Raw genomic sequence first — 15,131 nt, forward strand, 5'->3', positions numbered from 1 at the left:
GCGCTGGTCAGACCGGCGCCACCGGCACCAAGCCACCGCCCGAGACTGCCACTACCAGCGCAGAGCCGAACCATGATCGCGAAATGTCACTGGAGTGCTAGCCGAAGTTGTTGGTCTGCTCGTTGTGGTCGCCGATCTGCACGCCCTTCCCCTCGTGGATGTGCGCCACGGCCCCGGAGCCGGGCGGCGTGCGCGGCCCGAGCTCATCCTGCGCGGGTGCCTGCCGCTGCCTGATCCAGCCGGTGACGGCGAGCGTGAGTGCGGCCAGCTCGCAGAAGGCGGCGATCACCCCGGCCGGTCCCGCCGCCTTGTCCATCCCGGCCACCGCGACGTACGCGCCCAACCCCGCCGCGACGACCGCCCCGGCCGCCACGGCGGCCCACATCAGCACCCGCCACTTCATATCTCGCATCATTCGCCCGGACCGTGATCGATGCCTATATGGGGTTGGTTGTTAAGACCTTTCCGATACGTGGCGGCCAGGGATATCGCCTTGACGGCGGGCGGCGCGCGAGAGAAATGTGGAGGAGGCCAGGGGGGCGAGTCGGCATGGGCGCGTACAGGCGATACATCAGCAGGCCGGTGTCACGCTCGACGGAGCGGGACCAGCCGGCGGCTCGGTCGGTGTCCGCGGACGCCCGGCCGGGCCCGGCACCGCTCGGCCCGCCGCCGCTCGGCCCGCCGCCGCTCGGCGCGTCGGTGCTCGGCGCGTCGGTGCTCGGCGCGTCGGCGAACAAGTCGGCGGCACAACGTCTGGAGGAGCGGCGGGAGCAGATCGCCGCGGATCTCGACCGGCTCACGGCGGCCGTGCGCGGGCTGGAGGAGCACGCGCCTACACCGCGCCGGTCCGCTCAGGCGCGGAAGCACCTGGCCGAGATCAAGAGACTGGAGGCGGAGCTGCGGCGGCAGCCGGGGCGGCATCCGCTCGCGGCCGTCCTCGCGCCGAAGGACACGCCTTCGGCGAAGCTGCTGGCGAAGACGTCGAGTCTGCGGAGCCGGGTGGAGGCCATCATCTCCCCGGTGCCGGGCTCGCGGCCGGAGAGTGAGCGGCAACCGGTACGAGGCGAGACCAAGCCGCTGCAGGGCCCCGAGTCGCGAGCCGCGTCGGCGACCGTGCCAACGGCGACCGGGCCGGCGGAGACCGGGCCGGCGGTGGAGACCGTGCTGAGTGTCGGGCGGCAGTCCGCGGGCGGTGTCACCGTCAAGGAGACCGTGCTGGGCGAGCGGACCCGCAAGGTGGACATCCGCGGCTCCTGCGGCGTGGTGGTCGGCTCGGGCAACCGGCAGCACAACCACTTCCACTACCAGTTGGCCGACCGCCCGCTGTCCCTGGCGAAGGTGCTCAACGCGACGCCCGCCCACAAACGCGCCCTGGCCAACCTCATCGAGAACCCCGCCAGTGCCCGCGCCAACCACGCCATGCGCTCCCTCCTCGGCAAGGAGGCGGCCAAGGTCATGGCCCGCGACGACGCCGTCACCGCGAGGTCGGTGCCGAAGCGCGTCCGCCTGTCAGGGGTGCTCGGCCCCGGCGGCGAGATCGTGGTACGCGGCTCCGCGGGCGTCGTGGTCGGCCGGGGCAACGTCCAGAACAACCACTTCCACTACCGCATCGAACGGCCCGACGCGCTGCTCGCACGTGCCCTGGCCGAGAACGCGGGCGCCATGCGGGCCATCGGCGAGATGTACCGGGACCCGGCGGGCCGGATGGCCGACCGGGACCTGGGCGCGATGTTGACGAAGCTCGTCACGGCGAAGAGGCCGGCGGCCGACGTCGTCCAGGCCCACGGCGGCCGGACCGAGCGCGTACCGGACGGCCGCGGCGTCATGATCGGCTCGGACAACGTCCGGATCGACGAGGTCCACTCCCCCAGCCGTTCCGGATGGCGCGCGCTCCTCAGGAGCGCGCTCGATCAGAACGTCCCGGCCAGTGCCGACACCAGGCCGTCGGTCGACAGCGAAGCGGGGCAGAGCCGCCAGTCGCCCTCGTCGCTCAACCTGAGCAGGGACAGGTGGTAGCCGTCGCGCAGCACACCGACCGCGAGATGCGCCCTGCGGACGCCGAAGCTCTTGCCACGCCGCCACCTGCCGAGGCGGGTCACGACGGTCACCTCGGTCACCAGTACGCATCCGTGCACATCGTCCGGCCAGGTCACCTTGGCCAGCTCCGTCCCGAGATCGCCCGGACCGAGCGGGGTGAGCGGGATGGCCAGGAGGGCCTCCGGCGGCACCTCCTCCAGCGGGTCCAGGGGGTAGGCGACCCCGAGGTAGGTGTCGCGGTCGGTCAGGGCGTACATGCGGTGCGCCCCGTCCCATCCCTCACCTGCGGCGTCGCGCCCGGCCGCGATCACCGCGGCCGTCAACGCGTCGCGACCAGCCACGAAGGCATCATCCCCCTCGACGCGCGAGAGGAAAAGCGGGTTCCTCGCCGGCTTGGGCGATTCGTGCGGCAGCGGCTCATCGTGGCGGTGGGCAGCGCCGCCGGCCCAGTGCCCGCCGGCCGGCTCGGCGGCGGCCCCGGCAGGTGGCTCATCCGGTAGCGCGACGGCCCGGGCCCTGTTGCAGGGCCGACCCAAGGGGGCCATTGAGCCCATATCGACGTGACTGATGTGATACGTGTGGATCTCATGCGTGATCACCATGAGGAGCCGCTGTGCAGCCCCTGACGACGTCCGACCCGCGCGAGGTCGGACGGTATCGCCTGATCGCCGAGCTGGGACGGGGCGGCATGGGCCGGGTGTTCCTGGGCAGCGGCCCGGACGGGCGGCTGGCCGCGATCAAGCGGGTGCGTGCGGAGTTCGCCGAGGACGACGAGTTCCGGGCGCGGTTCGGGCGCGAGGTGGAGGCCTCCCGCAAGGTGTCCGGGGCGTACACGGCGGCGGTGATCGATGCCGATGTCCACGCGTCCGCGCCGTGGCTGGCCTCGGTGTTCGTTCCCGGCCCCTCCCTACGTGAAGCGGTCGACGCCGTGGGGGCGCTGCCCAAGCGGTCGGTGCTGCGGCTGGCCGCGGGGCTGGCCACGGCCCTGATGGCGATCCATCGGGAGAATCTCGTGCACCGGGACCTCAAGCCCTCGAACGTGCTGCTCGCCGACGACGGGCCCCGGGTGATCGACTTCGGGATCGCGCGGGCGGCCGACAACGACGGGCGCGGTCAGGTGACCAGCACCGGCTGGCTGATCGGCTCGCCCGGGTTCATGTCCCCGGAGCAGGCCGAGGGCCGGCCGGCGACTCCTGCCAGCGACGTGTTCTCCCTCGGGGCCGTGCTGGCCGTGGCGTGCACCGGCCAGGAGCCGTTCGCCGGGCCGGCGGCGCCGCAGATCCTGTACAACGTGGTGCACACCGACCCCGATCTGAGCATGATCCCGGAGGGGCTGCGCCGGATCGTCGAGGGGTGTCTGGCCAAGGATCCGGACCTCCGCCCCACCCCGGGCCGGTTGCTGGACTCCATCGGCCGGATCGCCCCGTCCTCGCAGCCGTGGCCCGCCGAGGTGCACGAGCTGATCGCGCGGCAGCGCACGGAGCTGGCCCGCCTCCTCGATCAGACCGCTCCGCTGAGCAGGCGCGTGAACGGCCATCATGTCCACGAGGAAACCCGCGAATACCCCGAAAAGGCTCTCGAGGTGTCGTGGACCGGCAAGGAGCCGATCACGGACTACGCGAAGCGGCATCGCCTGCACACGTGGTTCTACGGCACGCTCGCCCTGGTCGTGTTCGTCCTGTCGATGCTGGCCGACGTTCCGGGCGATCCGATCATGACCGGGTTGTTCGAGACCCCCAACGAGGTGCGCTGGGGCATGCTCGCCGTCAGCCCCTTCCTCTATTTCGCGGGATCGGCGCAGGCCGCGGCCGCGGCTCGCGGCGTCCAGCGGCGGATGGCGGCGTGGTCGCTGCGCATCGGCCCGCAGGGCATCACGGCCGGCGGCGGACCGCCCGTCCCGTGGACGGCGATCGAGGCGGTCCGGCTGGCCCCGGTGAAGGCCAACCCGCTGTATCAGGGAAACGCGGCCTGGCCGTACGTGTTCGACGGGCTTCATGTGAAGCTCGGCACGACGTCACCGACGCCCGATCCTCCGGCCGGATGGCCGTCGCCGGGCGGCGGGCCGAGCAGTCGTTCCGACGGCTGGATCCCGATCTGCGTGCTCGGCCCGCTGACCGCGCAACAGCGGAGCGAACTCGACGCGGCCCTCGCCCGGCACGTCAGCGCAGGGTAGCGGTGAAGGTGCGGCCGTGGGCGTGGCGGGTCGTCGCCTGGATGACGGTGCCGCCCGGCACGCGCCGTACCGTCACTCCCTCGTCGGCCGACTCGAGCCTGTGGGACGCGCCGCGCAGGACGACGGTGACGCGGTCGCGTTTCATCGTGGGGTCGGACAGGGCGACGACCGTACGCTCGCCGGACTTGACGATGACCGAGACGGGGCCGTCGACGATCAGGTGTCCGGCCTGGCGGGGGCCGTCGGAGAAGACGTTGGCGGCGACGATCCCGAGCGCCTTGTGCTTGACGGCCTGTACGTGCCGGTCGTTGGCCAGGACGGTCAGCGGGCCGTCCGCGTAGCGGCGCAGGCGGGCCTCGGTCGCGTTCGGGACCAGGGCGTAGGCGAGGGCGGGGACATCGCCGCCGGTGGGGTGGGTGATCGAGGCGGTGAAGACGTTCTTGGTGACGCTGGTGTCGGGGTTGGACGTACGTACGACCCTGCGGCTGCGGGTCACCGCCTCCAGCGCGGCCGCGACGGGCTGCCGGGTGAGGAAGGCGTACCCGATGGCGGTGGCGCGCGTGCCGTTGGCGTAGCGAAGCCAGCGCGGCGGCGTGGTGTCGCCCGGCTGCCAGGCCCGGCCGCCCCAGCTCTCGCCGGTGAGCGCGACCGTGTCGCCCGGGGCGGCGATGCGGCTGTCCACGGTGGTCACCGCGGCGCGACCGCCCTGACCGGAGACGCCCGCGGCCAGCACCACGATCTCGTCGTCGAACATGAACCAGGACTTGGTCGCGCGGGCGTTGCGGTAGGCGACGAAGTCGTCGGGCAGGATGCCCGCCTGTTTGGCGGTGTAGGCGGCGTCGTCGGACTGGACCATGCCGGCCGCGCCGTACGCGCCGAGCGTCGCCCCGCCGGAGAAGGCGTTCCCGGCCTTGGGGAAGTACACGTAGGTGTTCTGGGACTCCGAGGAGGAGGTGAAGTTCAGCGGGTGGCCCGGGTTCTCGTACCAGAGCCGGCCGTACAGTTCGGGCACCGTCCGCCGCTCCTCCACCGGCGCGGTCACCCCGGCCAGCCGGTACGGCGAGACGGCCGTGTAGTAGTCGACGCCGAACACCTGGCGCTGGTCCTCGCCCGCGAGGTAGAGGTAGTACGCGCCGTCGCCCTGGAACCAGGGCATGAGGTTCTCGCCGCTCATGTACTCGTATTTGCTGATCCGCTCGGAGCTGCGCGCCAGGGCGAAGGCGTAGCCGGGGCGGCGGTGGACGGTCCTGTCCATGGAGTTGAACGCCACGCAGCGCGCGGACGGGTTGAGGTCGGCGGCCGCGATGGCGGAGTCGGCGCGGATGGCCGCGTACCGGGCGACGCTGACCGGAGAGACGAAGGCGGCCGTGTCGGCGGCCGGCAGGAACCTGACGTACTTCTTCAGCGCGAGAGCCTCGGCGCCCTCGACGTGGTCGGCCAGGTCGGCGATGGCCTCCACGACCACCCCGACGTCGGCGTAGCCGGTGGTCGTGCGCGAGGCCGCCCGCCCCTTGACGATCTCCATCATCCAGCCCTCGAAGATCAGCGGGGCGAAGCCGTCGGCGACCCAGCGGTACACCACCCCGGCCAGCTCGGAGGATCCGCCGCTCGTCGCGCCCTCCAGCATCTTGAGGGTCTGGACGACGCGGGTCAGCAGGATGCGCCCGTAGGAGCCGGTGTAGGCGACCGAGTGGTGCTGGATGAAGGAGCCGTCGCGGTAGTAGCCGTCGGTGTTGCCGTGCTGGAGGTTGTAGGGGTCGATCGTGGCGAAGACGGTGGCCTGGTCGGTGATGGCCTTGCCGACGCGGGCGTCGTCGCCGGTGAGCGCGCCCTGCAGGATCCGGTTGGCGGTGATGTCGGCCAGGTTCGCCCCGGTGTGGAAGCGCGAGTCGAGGTCGACGTCGCCGTTCTTGCCGTTGCGCAGGTAGGCGTCCATCGAGGCGATGTACGTCGCGGTCAGGTCGGGCCGGTCCGCCCGCACGCGTTCGGCCAGCAGGGCCAGGGTCCTGCTCACGTGGGTGGAGATGCCGATCTCCCAGTTGTGCCAGTTGCCGTAGTAGCCCGCCGCCTGGTCGCCGTAGTAGCGCTCGTGCAACCACTGCAGGCCGTCGAGGACCCGCCGCTGGACGGCGGCGTCAGCGTCGAGCTGGCCGCCCGGCGTGCGGGTCGCGAGCGCGATCTCGTACAGGTACTGGTACGCCAGCCGCAGGCTGGCGTCGTCGGTGCCGAGCCTCAGCCCGGAGAACAGCTCCCCGGTGCCCGCCTGGTCCATGGCGGTCAGCCGCTGCCGGGCGGTCGCGGTGATCGACGCGAGCTTGGCGGCGACCTCGGGCCGGGCGTTGACGTCCGGGGTGCCCGCGAAGATCGCCACGGTGTTGGCGAGCAGCCGCGCGTGGTCGATCCCCGCGGCGGCGCGTGAAGGGGTGGCCGCGGCGAGCAGACCGGCGGCGGGGAGCAGGGAGAGAACCTGGCGGCGAGACATGTGCGGCACGGCGAGCTCCAGGCCGTTGGGGGGATATGCCGGGCTCACCATACATGATCTCTTTCGCCGGTCCAGGGAGGCGAAACCCATGCTCCCAGTCCGGCGGCACGTCAGGGCTGAGCGACACCGAGGTTGACCGGCAGCGACAGCGGGCCGATCGTGAAGAACGACGGCGAGTACGGGATGTCGTCGGGGTCGATCGCGAGGCTGAGCCCCGGCAGCCGCCGGTACAGCGTGGCGAGTGCCAGCCGGCTCTCCAGCCGGGCCAGCGGCGCCCCGATGCAGTAGCGGGGACCGTGGCCGAAGCCGAGGTTGGCGGGCTGCTCGCGGGTGATGTCGAACTCGTTCGCGCTTTCCCCGTACTCCGCCGGATCGACGCCGCTCGCCTGGTAAACCACGCCGACGGCCTGGCCCTTGGGGATGTGCACCCCGGCGATGGTCACGTCCTCCGCCGTGAAACGGAAGCTGGTCATCATCACCGAGTGGCGGTAGCGCACGGTCTCCTCGACCACGTCGGCCCACCGGTCCTCCGCCTTGGCCAGCGCGAGCTGATCGGGGCGCTGGGCCAGTGCCACGATGGCGTACCCGAGCAGGTGGACAGTGGTCTCGTGGCCGGCGACGAGCATGATCCACAGTACGCCGACCAGTTCGTCGGTGGTGAGCCTGTCGCCCTCGTCGCGGGCCTGGACCAGGCCGGAGGTGAGGTCGTCGCCCGGCTCCCGCTGCTTGCGCTCCACCAGTTCGTGCAGGAAGGCCTGGAGGTCGTTCTGCGTCGCGAACGCCACCTCCGGCGGAGTGGTGTGGGCGAGCAGCGTGGAGGTCCAGTTCCGCAGGCGGAGCCGGTCCTCGGCGGGGATGCCGAACAGCTCGCAGATCACCCACATCGGCAGCGCCTCGGTGAAAGCCGGCACCAGGTCGACGCCGTCGCCGGCGGCCACCACCTCGTCGAGCAGCTCGTCGATGATCTGCTGGATCCGCGGCTCCATGGCCTGCACCCGGGACGGCGTGAACGCCCTGCTGATCAGACCGCGCAGGCGCCTGTGGTCGTCACCGTCCATGGTGGACAGGTGACCGCCCTGGATGATGGCGCGCAGCGGCCAGTCCTCGGGGATCGATCCGTCGTGCAGGGCGGGCCAGTGCCGGGGGTCCCTGAGGAAGGTCTTGTTGTCGCCGGCGAGGATCTCCCGTACGGCCTTGTGGGTCAGAGCCAGGTAGGCGGGCACGCCCCCTGGGAACTCCACCTCGACCACGGGAGCGATCTCCCGGAACCGGATGCAGGTGTCGAGCGGGTTCTCGTCCACGGCGGGGAACGAGGGGAGGTTTGTCGTCATTTGCCGCCCTTGGGGGAAGAAGTCGGTAAGTGACCAGCGATCCCCATCAAATATCCGCTGTGATCAAGAAACAACAGCAGCCAGTGATCAGTAACGTGATGGTTACCTTGCGTTCGCCGGTGCTGGTCGGGAGTTCAGGACGACGGGCTCTCGGCCGACCAGCGGGCGAGGCTGGCGCGGGCGCCGCGGGTGAGGGGGTGGCCGGCGCCTGAGGCGCGCTCGCGGACGGGGAGCAGGTCGGCCAGGAGCCGGGCGGCGGCGGCAGGGTCACCCGCGCGGCCGGTGAAGTCGGCGTGCAGTTCCCTGGCGAGCAGGGTCTCGTTGGGATGCTCCCTGCCCCAGGCGCGTTCGAAGAGCGGGATCAGGTCCGCGAGGCGGTCGCGCGCCTCCCGCGGATCGCCTGCCTCGCCGATCCAGTTGGCGAGGTCCCGGGACGTGGCCAGGGTCTCGGGGTGGTCGGGACCGTTGCGGCGCTTGCGGAGGGCGAGCAGCGCGGCGTACTGGTCGCGGGCGCCGACGGCGTCTCCCGTCTGGCCGGCGAAGTGCGCCAGGCAGCCGCGCAGGGTCAGCGTGTCGGCATGTTCGGGTCCCCACACCCGTTCGGCGACGGGCAGCAGCGGCGTGGCCACGTCGCGGGCGCCGGCGGAGTCGCCCAGGTGGCTCATCCAGTTGGCGAGATCCATGCGCGCGTAGAGCGTCTGGGGATGCTCGGGGCCCAGGACCTTGTCGAGGAGGGGCAGCAGCCGCGTGTACTCGTCGTGGGCCTCGGACCTGGCCCCTGCCTCACCGGTCCACTCCGTGAGGCGGACGCGCAGGGTCAGGGTCTGCTCGTCCTCAGGGCCGAAGTGCCGCTCGAACAGGGGCAGCAGCCGGGCGTACCGGTCGCGGGCGGCGACGGCGTCACCCGCCATGCCCTCGAACCCGGCCAGCCTGGCGCTCGCGGCGAGCGCCGACGGGTGATCGGCTCCGGCGCGCTCGCGCGTGGCGTCGACGATGCGCCGCTGGAGCCGTACGGCGGTGGCGTAGTCGGCGATCGCGTCGAGATGGTCGACGGTCCGGCCCAGACCGGGAGCGTCCCCCTCCAGCAGGATCACGACGTGCGGCAGCAGGCGGGCGTAGACGGGCCGGCCTGCCGGGTCGGCGGGGTGAGCGGGCAGGCAGCCCTCCAGCGCCGCCGCGGCCCGCGCCCGCAGCGCGGCCCGCCGCCGGTCGTCGAGCTGGTGCAGGGTGACTGCCTGTACGAGCCGGTGCACCGAGACGCCGTCATCGACGAGATGGACCATGCTGAACGAGGCCAGCGTCCCCAGCGCTTCGGCCGTGTCCAGCTCGTCGGCGTCCACGGCGCGGACCAGCACGTCGCGGGGCAGGTCGTCAGGGGCGAAGCAGGCCAGCAGGTCGAGCAGGTCGATGGCGAGCGGGCCGATCTCCTCGATCCGGGCCCGGGTGACCGCCCAGGCCCTGGCCACGAGCCGTTCGGGGTCGCCGCCGGCCGGGGCGGAGGCGTACATGCGCGTCGGCGAGGCACGCAGCAGATCGCGGTAGCGGCGTGCGCCGACGCCGGGAGTGTGGGCGATGTAGGCACCTGCCTGGGCCAGGGCGAGCGGCAGATCCCCCAGTTCGCCGGCCAGAGCGTCCAGTTCCTGGGAGTCTTGGGAGCTCGTGAGCTCGGCCAGCAGGGAGACGGCCGCCTGCCGGGGCAGGACCTCGAGGGTGATCGGGGTGCACAGGTCGTGCCAGCCGACGGTTCGCCGGGTGGTGACCAGGACGTGCCCGCCGTGCAGCCGCCCCAGATAGGGCCGCAGCGAGGCCGCCTCGGCGATGTCGTCGAACACGAGCAGCCAGCCCGGATGGGCCGCCAGCCAGGCCATGGCCCAGGTGACCGCCTCCTCGTTGGTGGCCCGGCTCGCGGCGGACGACGCGGCGCCGGCCGCGATGCTGCGGGCCAGGTCGGCCACGCCGTTCTGCAGCGTTTCGGGGGTCGCGGCGTCGATCCACCAGATCAGGGAGTAGCGGCCGCGATTCCTGTCGGCGTACTGGAGCGCCAGCTGGCTCTTGCCGACCCCGCCGAGCCCGCACACGACCTGGACGGTCAGCCGGGCCGTGTCGTCGAACGCGCCCTCCAGCCGGGCCAGCTCCGGCTCGCGTCCGACGAACACGCGCGACGCGGGGCGGGGCAGGGCCGCCAGCCCGGACGGCACCCGTAACCGCGCGGCTTCCGGCAGGGGCTGCGGGGCCGCTTCCGCGGGGACGGCAGGGGCCGCCGAACCGAGGGAGCGGCGCGCCAGGACGAGCCCGTACACCGAGCCCCCGAAACCGGCGACCCCGACGAACGCGCCGATCACGCTGGCCAGTTTGTCGGCGTTGTCCAGACCCGTACGGAAGAACAGCACGCCCAACGCGAGGAACACCACGCCGGACGCGAGCGCGCCGACCCAGGAGATGACGTGCCGCCTGTTCGCCATGCCCTCATCATCGTCGCCCCCGTCCTCCTGGCACCATGGCTGACACGAGGACTTATAGTCCTTGACCGGCGCATCCCCGGCCGATGCGCTGACGACGGAAGTGCGCGGGTGTGCTGTGCGGTGGCTCGAGCGCGCGGGGCGACGAGAAACGGCCGGCTCGGGGACGGCCCGAAGGCGGGTGAGGTCAGGCGGGTGGGGTCAGGCCGAGGGACGTGATCAGGGCGATCATCTCGTCGCGGTAGATCGCGGCCGGGTCGCGCGTGAGTGTGCGCAGGTGGCCGTAGATCTCCAGCGCGACCAGGCCGTGCATGCGGCCCCACACCCGTAGCGTGAGCGCCACCGCGTCCGGCGGCAGGTCCGGGAACGTGGCCTGGATGTCCGCCGCCAGGCCGGGGTCGAAGTCGGACCAGGTGTAGGCGCCCGGGCCGGGCCCGGTCCAGGCGGCCGCGACCAGGCCCGTGAGCCCCCGGCACGCGCGATGTTCGGCCTCCTGCGCCGGGCCGTCCTCGGGGGGCTGGTAGCCGGGGACCGGGTCGCCGTAGATGAGGCGGAAGCCCTGCGGGTTGGCCAGGGCCCACTCGCGTACGGTTTGCGCCCAGGCCAGGACGCGGCCGCCCGGGTCGGCGGCGGGAACGGCGTCGCGGGCGGACTCCGCCCTGTCCACCAGGGCCGTGTAGAGGTCGCCGATGAGCGTGGTGACCAGGTCGTCGCGGGTGGCGAAGTAGCTGTAGATGGCGCCTGCCGTCATGCCCATGTCGCGGGCGATGGCGCGCAGCGAGATGGCGTCGGGGCCGCCGGCCGCCATGAGCTTGAGCGCGATCTCCTTGATCTCCGCCGTGGTCTCCGCGCGCAGCCGCTCACGCCTGCTCATCGTCGTCTGGTCACCCACGCTTGACAGTCTACAGCGTTGGACTACTGTTCCCCGTGTGCAAATTGAACGGCGTGTAGAAAGTCTTCGCCGTGTAAGAGGAGGGGATTCCGGAGTGACGTTTGCCGCCTCTCGTGCGCCGACCGACGTGGGCCGTTCCGGGCTCAGGCTGGCGCTGCTGGCGTTCACCCAGCTCATCGTGGCTCTCGACTACAACATCGTTTACGTGGCGCTGCCCGACATCGGGACGGCACTGGGCTTCAGCGCGCGATCCGTGCAGTGGGTGGTGAGCGCGTACGCCATCGGGCTCGGCGGGCTCCTGCTGCTCGGCGGCCGGGCCGTGGACAAGCTCGGCGCACGGCGCACGTTCATGCTCGGACTGGCGCTGTACGGCGTGGCCTCCCTGGCCGGCGGGCTGTCCCCCGGCTCCGGCGTGCTGATCGCCGCCCGCGCCGTCCAGGGCGTCGGCGGGGCGCTGCTCACCCCGGCCACGCTCGCGCTGATCTACCGGGGGTTCGAGGAGGGGCCCGCGCGCAACCGGGCGCTGGGCGCGTGGGGCATGGCCGGCAGCGCCGGGCTGGCCGCCGGGTCGCTGCTGGGCGGCGTGCTCACCAGTGCCCTGGGCTGGGAGTGGGTGTTCTTCGTGAACGTCCCGCTGGCCGTCGGCGCCGTCCTCGCCGCACCCCGGCTGCTCCCCTCCGACGGCCGTCCCGCGTCCGGGCTGCGCGGCTTCGACGTGCCGGGCGCGCTGCTGGCGACGGCGGGGTCGACGCTGGTGGTGTTCGGCCTGGCGAGCGGGCCGGAGGCCGGATGGGGGTCGGTACGCGGCGCCGGGTCGCTGGTCGCGGGCCTGGCACTGCTGGGGCTGCTGGTGCTGGTCGAGGCGCGGGGCCGGGATCCGCTGATCCCGCTGCGGCTGGTCCGGCGGCGCGGCCCGGCCACCACGATGGTGGTGATCGCCGTGTTCCAGGGCACGCTGGGCGGCGCCTACTACGTGCTCACCACGTACCTGCAGCCGGTCCTCGGCTACAGCGCCCTGGAGGCGGGGCTGACGTTCCTGCCGCTCACCCTCGTCTGCATGGCCGCCGCGCTGAAGGCCGCCCCGGTGATGCTCGGCAGGTGGGGGATCCGTACGACGCTCAGCGTCGGGATGCTCGGCGCCGGAGCCGGGATCGCCGCGCTGACCGCGGGCATGCCCGCGGGCGGCGGCTTCTGGACGCTGATGCCGGGCAGCCTCGTCTGGGGATTCTTCGGCGGCGTGGCCTTCGTCGCCCTGTTCGCGGCGGCCGGCGCCGGGGTGGCGCCGGAGGCGCAGGGCGTCGCGTCGGGCCTGGCCAGCACGGCCAAGGAGGTCGGCGGCGCGATGGGGCTGGCGGTCTTCGTCGCCGTCGCCACCGCCTCCTCCGACCTGTTGGGCGGTCTGCACGCGGCCGGCTGGGCCGCCGCGGCCGCCACCGTCCTGGGCGGTCTCGCCGCCCTGGCACTCGAACCGAACCGAACCACGGAAGGAATCACGTCATGATCGACGACCTCATCGGCAGGTACCTGGACGTCTGGAACGAGCGCGACGCCGCCGCCAGGGACCTCCTGCTCAAGACCGTGCTCACCGACGACTCCGTCTACTCCGACCCCGACTACGCCGGGCTGCGCGGGCACGCGGAGCTGTCCGAGGCGATCGGCCGGGCCCAGGAGAACTTCGGCGACCTGGTGTTCACCCTCGGCACGCTGATCGGCGCCCATCACGACACGGCGCTGTTCACCTGGCGGCTCGGCGCGCCGGGCTCGGACACGCCGGTGGCCACCGGCTACGACGTCGTGGAGTTCGCGGGCGACCGCATCAGCCGCGTGGTCGGTTTCTTCGAATAGACCTCCTTGTCAGGCTGGATTGACAGCGACTCGCCTGTCAGTCTAGCTTGACAAGCATGCGAACTCTCACACCTGCGGGCCCCGCCCCCATCGCGGGGCCCGCCGACCCGACGCCCAGGCGGCTGCTGCTGTGCGGGGTGGTCGCCGGGCCGCTGTTCGTCATCGCGTTCCTCGCCCAGGGTGCCCTCCGCCCTCACTACGACCCGCTGCGCCACCCGGTCAGCTCGCTCGCGCTCGGGCCGGGCGGCTGGGTGCAGGCGGTCAACTTCGTCGTGGCCGGCCTCCTGACGCTGGCCTTCGCCGCCGGGCTGCGGCGGACGCTCCGAAGGGTCTGGGGCCCGGCCCTGGTGGGGAGCTGGGGCGCCGGCCTGATCGGCGCCGGGGTGTTCACCGCCGACCCGGTGAGCGGCTACCCGCAGGGCACTCCCGACCTGCTGTCCGAGTACGGCAGCACACACGCGGCGTTGCACGACTACCTCTCGTTGGCGGGATTCGCGGCGATGGCCGCGGCCTGCCTGGTCTTCGGGGTGGGGTTCGCGCGGGACCGGGAGCTCGGGTGGGCGACGTACTCGGTCGCCAGCGGCGCCGGGTTCACGGTGGCGATGGCGCTGGCCACGATCGCCTTCAGCCAGAACCCGGCACTGGTCGCCCACGGCGGGCTCTTCCAGCGCGTGGCGGTGACCATCGGCTGGGCCTGGCTGACCCTGCTGGCGCTCCGGCTGCTCAGGCGGCGACCCGCCGGGCCGCGAACACCAGCAGGACGACCGCGCCGACCGTCATGATCGCGTTGCTGGCCAGGTCGGCCGCCGGGCTCGCGGGCGCGATCACCTTCCACGGGAACGAGTGCCACGCGTACGTGAGCACGGCCCCGGCCGCGAGCGCCAGCCGGTGCGCGTCCGACCAGCCGGCGCGATGCGACCAGCGCCTCACCAGGGCGCCGACCCCGGCGAACAACGCCAGATAGAGCAGCACGCTCAGCCACGCCGGGACGGACAGCGCGGCCAGCCAGGGCGAGAGGCCGGTGGGGTCGCACGCGTAGAGGAGCACGAAGAACGCGCCGGCCACCAGGGCGAACGCGAACACCACCCACGGACCAGGCGCCCGCCCCGCGACGGAGGGGGCGGTGCGGCGCAGGCGCAGGCCGAGCACGACGAGCGCGACGATCAGCACCCCGGCACCGGCGTACTGGATCGGGGTGGCGAACCAGCCGCCGAGCATGCCCGTGGCGAAGGCTCCGAAGACGAAGTAGATCGCGAAGAACACGGCTACGGCCCAGAACCCGCGTTTCTTCAGCCACGGCTCGGTGCGGCGCGGACCGGCCAGCGTCTCCATGATCGCGATCGGGACGCCGATGCTCCAGACGGTGTGCACACCCACCATGAACATCAGCCACGGCACCCCGGTCCCCAGCGCGGGAACGTAGCCGTAGTCGAGGATGCGCACGTCGTACCAGTTCCGGTTCCAGAGCGTCTGGGTGAGGAACGCCTCCTCGAACATCCCGTACGCCAGCCCGAACGCCAGCATGGCCGGCCAGCCGCGCCCGGTCCGCCGGACCGCCTCGCGGATGAGCAGGGCGCCGGTCCCGTAGAGGGGGATGGTGCCGACCACCGACACGACATCGGTGATCGCCATGTTCCCCATCAGGAACTCGGCGGTCAGCGGCGCCAGGAAGAACAGCCCGATCGCGGGCGCCACGCGAGCGAGTAAGGGCATCTGGTGAGTCGTTGTCACGACCTCCAGATAACACCACTTCGAGCAAAGTTACAATTGATGTAAAGATATTCGTGATGTAACAACCCTTCGACGTGACGGTCCTTCGAGCGGCACCTCGACCACCCGCGGGTGAGCGCCCCCCGCTACACGATCTCGGTGCCGCCGGACGCACGTGCTTGACGCCGGCCGTGGCCCGGCG

At 72.3% G+C, this 15,131-nt stretch carries 12 protein-coding genes; 5 read left to right on the forward strand and 7 right to left on the reverse strand.

Translation table 11 applies throughout. The annotated features are described in order from the left end of the window. Window positions 1-97: 97 nt before the first annotated feature. Window positions 98-403, reverse strand: coding sequence for a hypothetical protein (locus ACIBI9_RS06935; RefSeq protein ID WP_397220997.1), 306 nt, complete (start codon window positions 401-403; stop codon window positions 98-100). A gap of 179 nt (window positions 404-582) precedes the next feature. Between ACIBI9_RS06935 and ACIBI9_RS06940 the strand changes: the two genes are divergently transcribed. Further along, window positions 583-2,016, forward strand: a complete 1,434-nt coding sequence (locus ACIBI9_RS06940; RefSeq protein WP_397220998.1) for a hypothetical protein — start codon at window positions 583-585, stop codon at window positions 2,014-2,016. Here the strand turns inward: ACIBI9_RS06940 and ACIBI9_RS06945 are convergent. Then, window positions 1,911-2,378 carry a hypothetical protein gene (locus ACIBI9_RS06945; RefSeq protein WP_397220999.1) on the reverse strand — a complete coding sequence of 156 codons (468 nt, stop codon included), beginning with the start codon at window positions 2,376-2,378 and terminating at the stop codon, window positions 1,911-1,913. The two genes, ACIBI9_RS06940 and ACIBI9_RS06945, sit on opposite strands and share 106 nt — an antisense overlap. Window positions 2,379-2,650: 272 nt before the next feature. On the opposite strand from ACIBI9_RS06945, the gene ACIBI9_RS06950 reads away from it, so the two are divergent. Beyond that, on the forward strand, window positions 2,651-4,210 hold the full coding sequence (locus tag ACIBI9_RS06950) for a serine/threonine-protein kinase (RefSeq protein ID WP_397221000.1): 1,560 nt from the start codon (window positions 2,651-2,653) through the stop codon (window positions 4,208-4,210). Here the strand turns inward: ACIBI9_RS06950 and ACIBI9_RS06955 are convergent. From ACIBI9_RS06955 to ACIBI9_RS06970, 4 genes are all read right to left on the reverse strand, one after another. Continuing rightward, window positions 4,197-6,743, reverse strand: coding sequence for a polysaccharide lyase family 8 super-sandwich domain-containing protein (locus tag ACIBI9_RS06955; protein WP_397221002.1), 2,547 nt, complete (start codon window positions 6,741-6,743; stop codon window positions 4,197-4,199). The genes ACIBI9_RS06950 and ACIBI9_RS06955 overlap by 14 nt on opposite strands. Before the next feature lie 59 nt (window positions 6,744-6,802). Next, the gene (locus ACIBI9_RS06960; RefSeq protein ID WP_397221003.1) at window positions 6,803-8,023 is read right to left on the reverse strand and encodes a cytochrome P450; all 1,221 of its coding nucleotides are present in this window, start codon (window positions 8,021-8,023) and stop codon (window positions 6,803-6,805) included. 134 nt (window positions 8,024-8,157) lie between these two features. Next, the gene (locus ACIBI9_RS06965; RefSeq protein ID WP_397221004.1) at window positions 8,158-10,485 is read right to left on the reverse strand and encodes a tetratricopeptide repeat protein; all 2,328 of its coding nucleotides are present in this window, start codon (window positions 10,483-10,485) and stop codon (window positions 8,158-8,160) included. Between the two features lie 184 nt (window positions 10,486-10,669). Beyond that, complete coding sequence (locus ACIBI9_RS06970) at window positions 10,670-11,374, reverse strand: TetR/AcrR family transcriptional regulator (RefSeq protein ID WP_397221005.1); 705 nt, start codon at window positions 11,372-11,374, stop codon at window positions 10,670-10,672. A 94-nt stretch (window positions 11,375-11,468) separates the two neighbouring features. Here ACIBI9_RS06970 and ACIBI9_RS06975 point away from each other — a divergent pair, with 94 nt between their 5' ends. Genes ACIBI9_RS06975 through ACIBI9_RS06985 form a run of 3 tightly spaced genes read left to right on the forward strand, consistent with a single transcriptional unit; the run spans window position 11,469 to window position 14,001 of the window. After that, window positions 11,469-12,875, forward strand: coding sequence for an MFS transporter (locus tag ACIBI9_RS06975; RefSeq protein WP_397221006.1), 1,407 nt, complete (start codon window positions 11,469-11,471; stop codon window positions 12,873-12,875). Continuing rightward, window positions 12,872-13,219: a nuclear transport factor 2 family protein gene (locus ACIBI9_RS06980; RefSeq protein WP_397221007.1), complete on the forward strand. Its 348-nt coding sequence runs from the start codon at window positions 12,872-12,874 to the stop codon at window positions 13,217-13,219. Before ACIBI9_RS06975 ends, ACIBI9_RS06980 begins: the two co-directional genes overlap by 4 nt. A gap of 56 nt (window positions 13,220-13,275) precedes the next feature. After that, window positions 13,276-14,001: a DUF998 domain-containing protein gene (locus ACIBI9_RS06985; RefSeq protein WP_397221008.1), complete on the forward strand. Its 726-nt coding sequence runs from the start codon at window positions 13,276-13,278 to the stop codon at window positions 13,999-14,001. Here ACIBI9_RS06985 and ACIBI9_RS06990 read toward each other — a convergent pair. Beyond that, on the reverse strand, window positions 13,943-14,932 hold the full coding sequence (locus ACIBI9_RS06990) for a hypothetical protein (protein WP_397221010.1): 990 nt from the start codon (window positions 14,930-14,932) through the stop codon (window positions 13,943-13,945). The genes ACIBI9_RS06985 and ACIBI9_RS06990 overlap by 59 nt on opposite strands. Between the last annotated feature and the right edge of the window lie 199 nt (window positions 14,933-15,131).

The sequence above is a fragment of the Nonomuraea sp. NPDC050451 genome, from assembly GCF_044458585.1.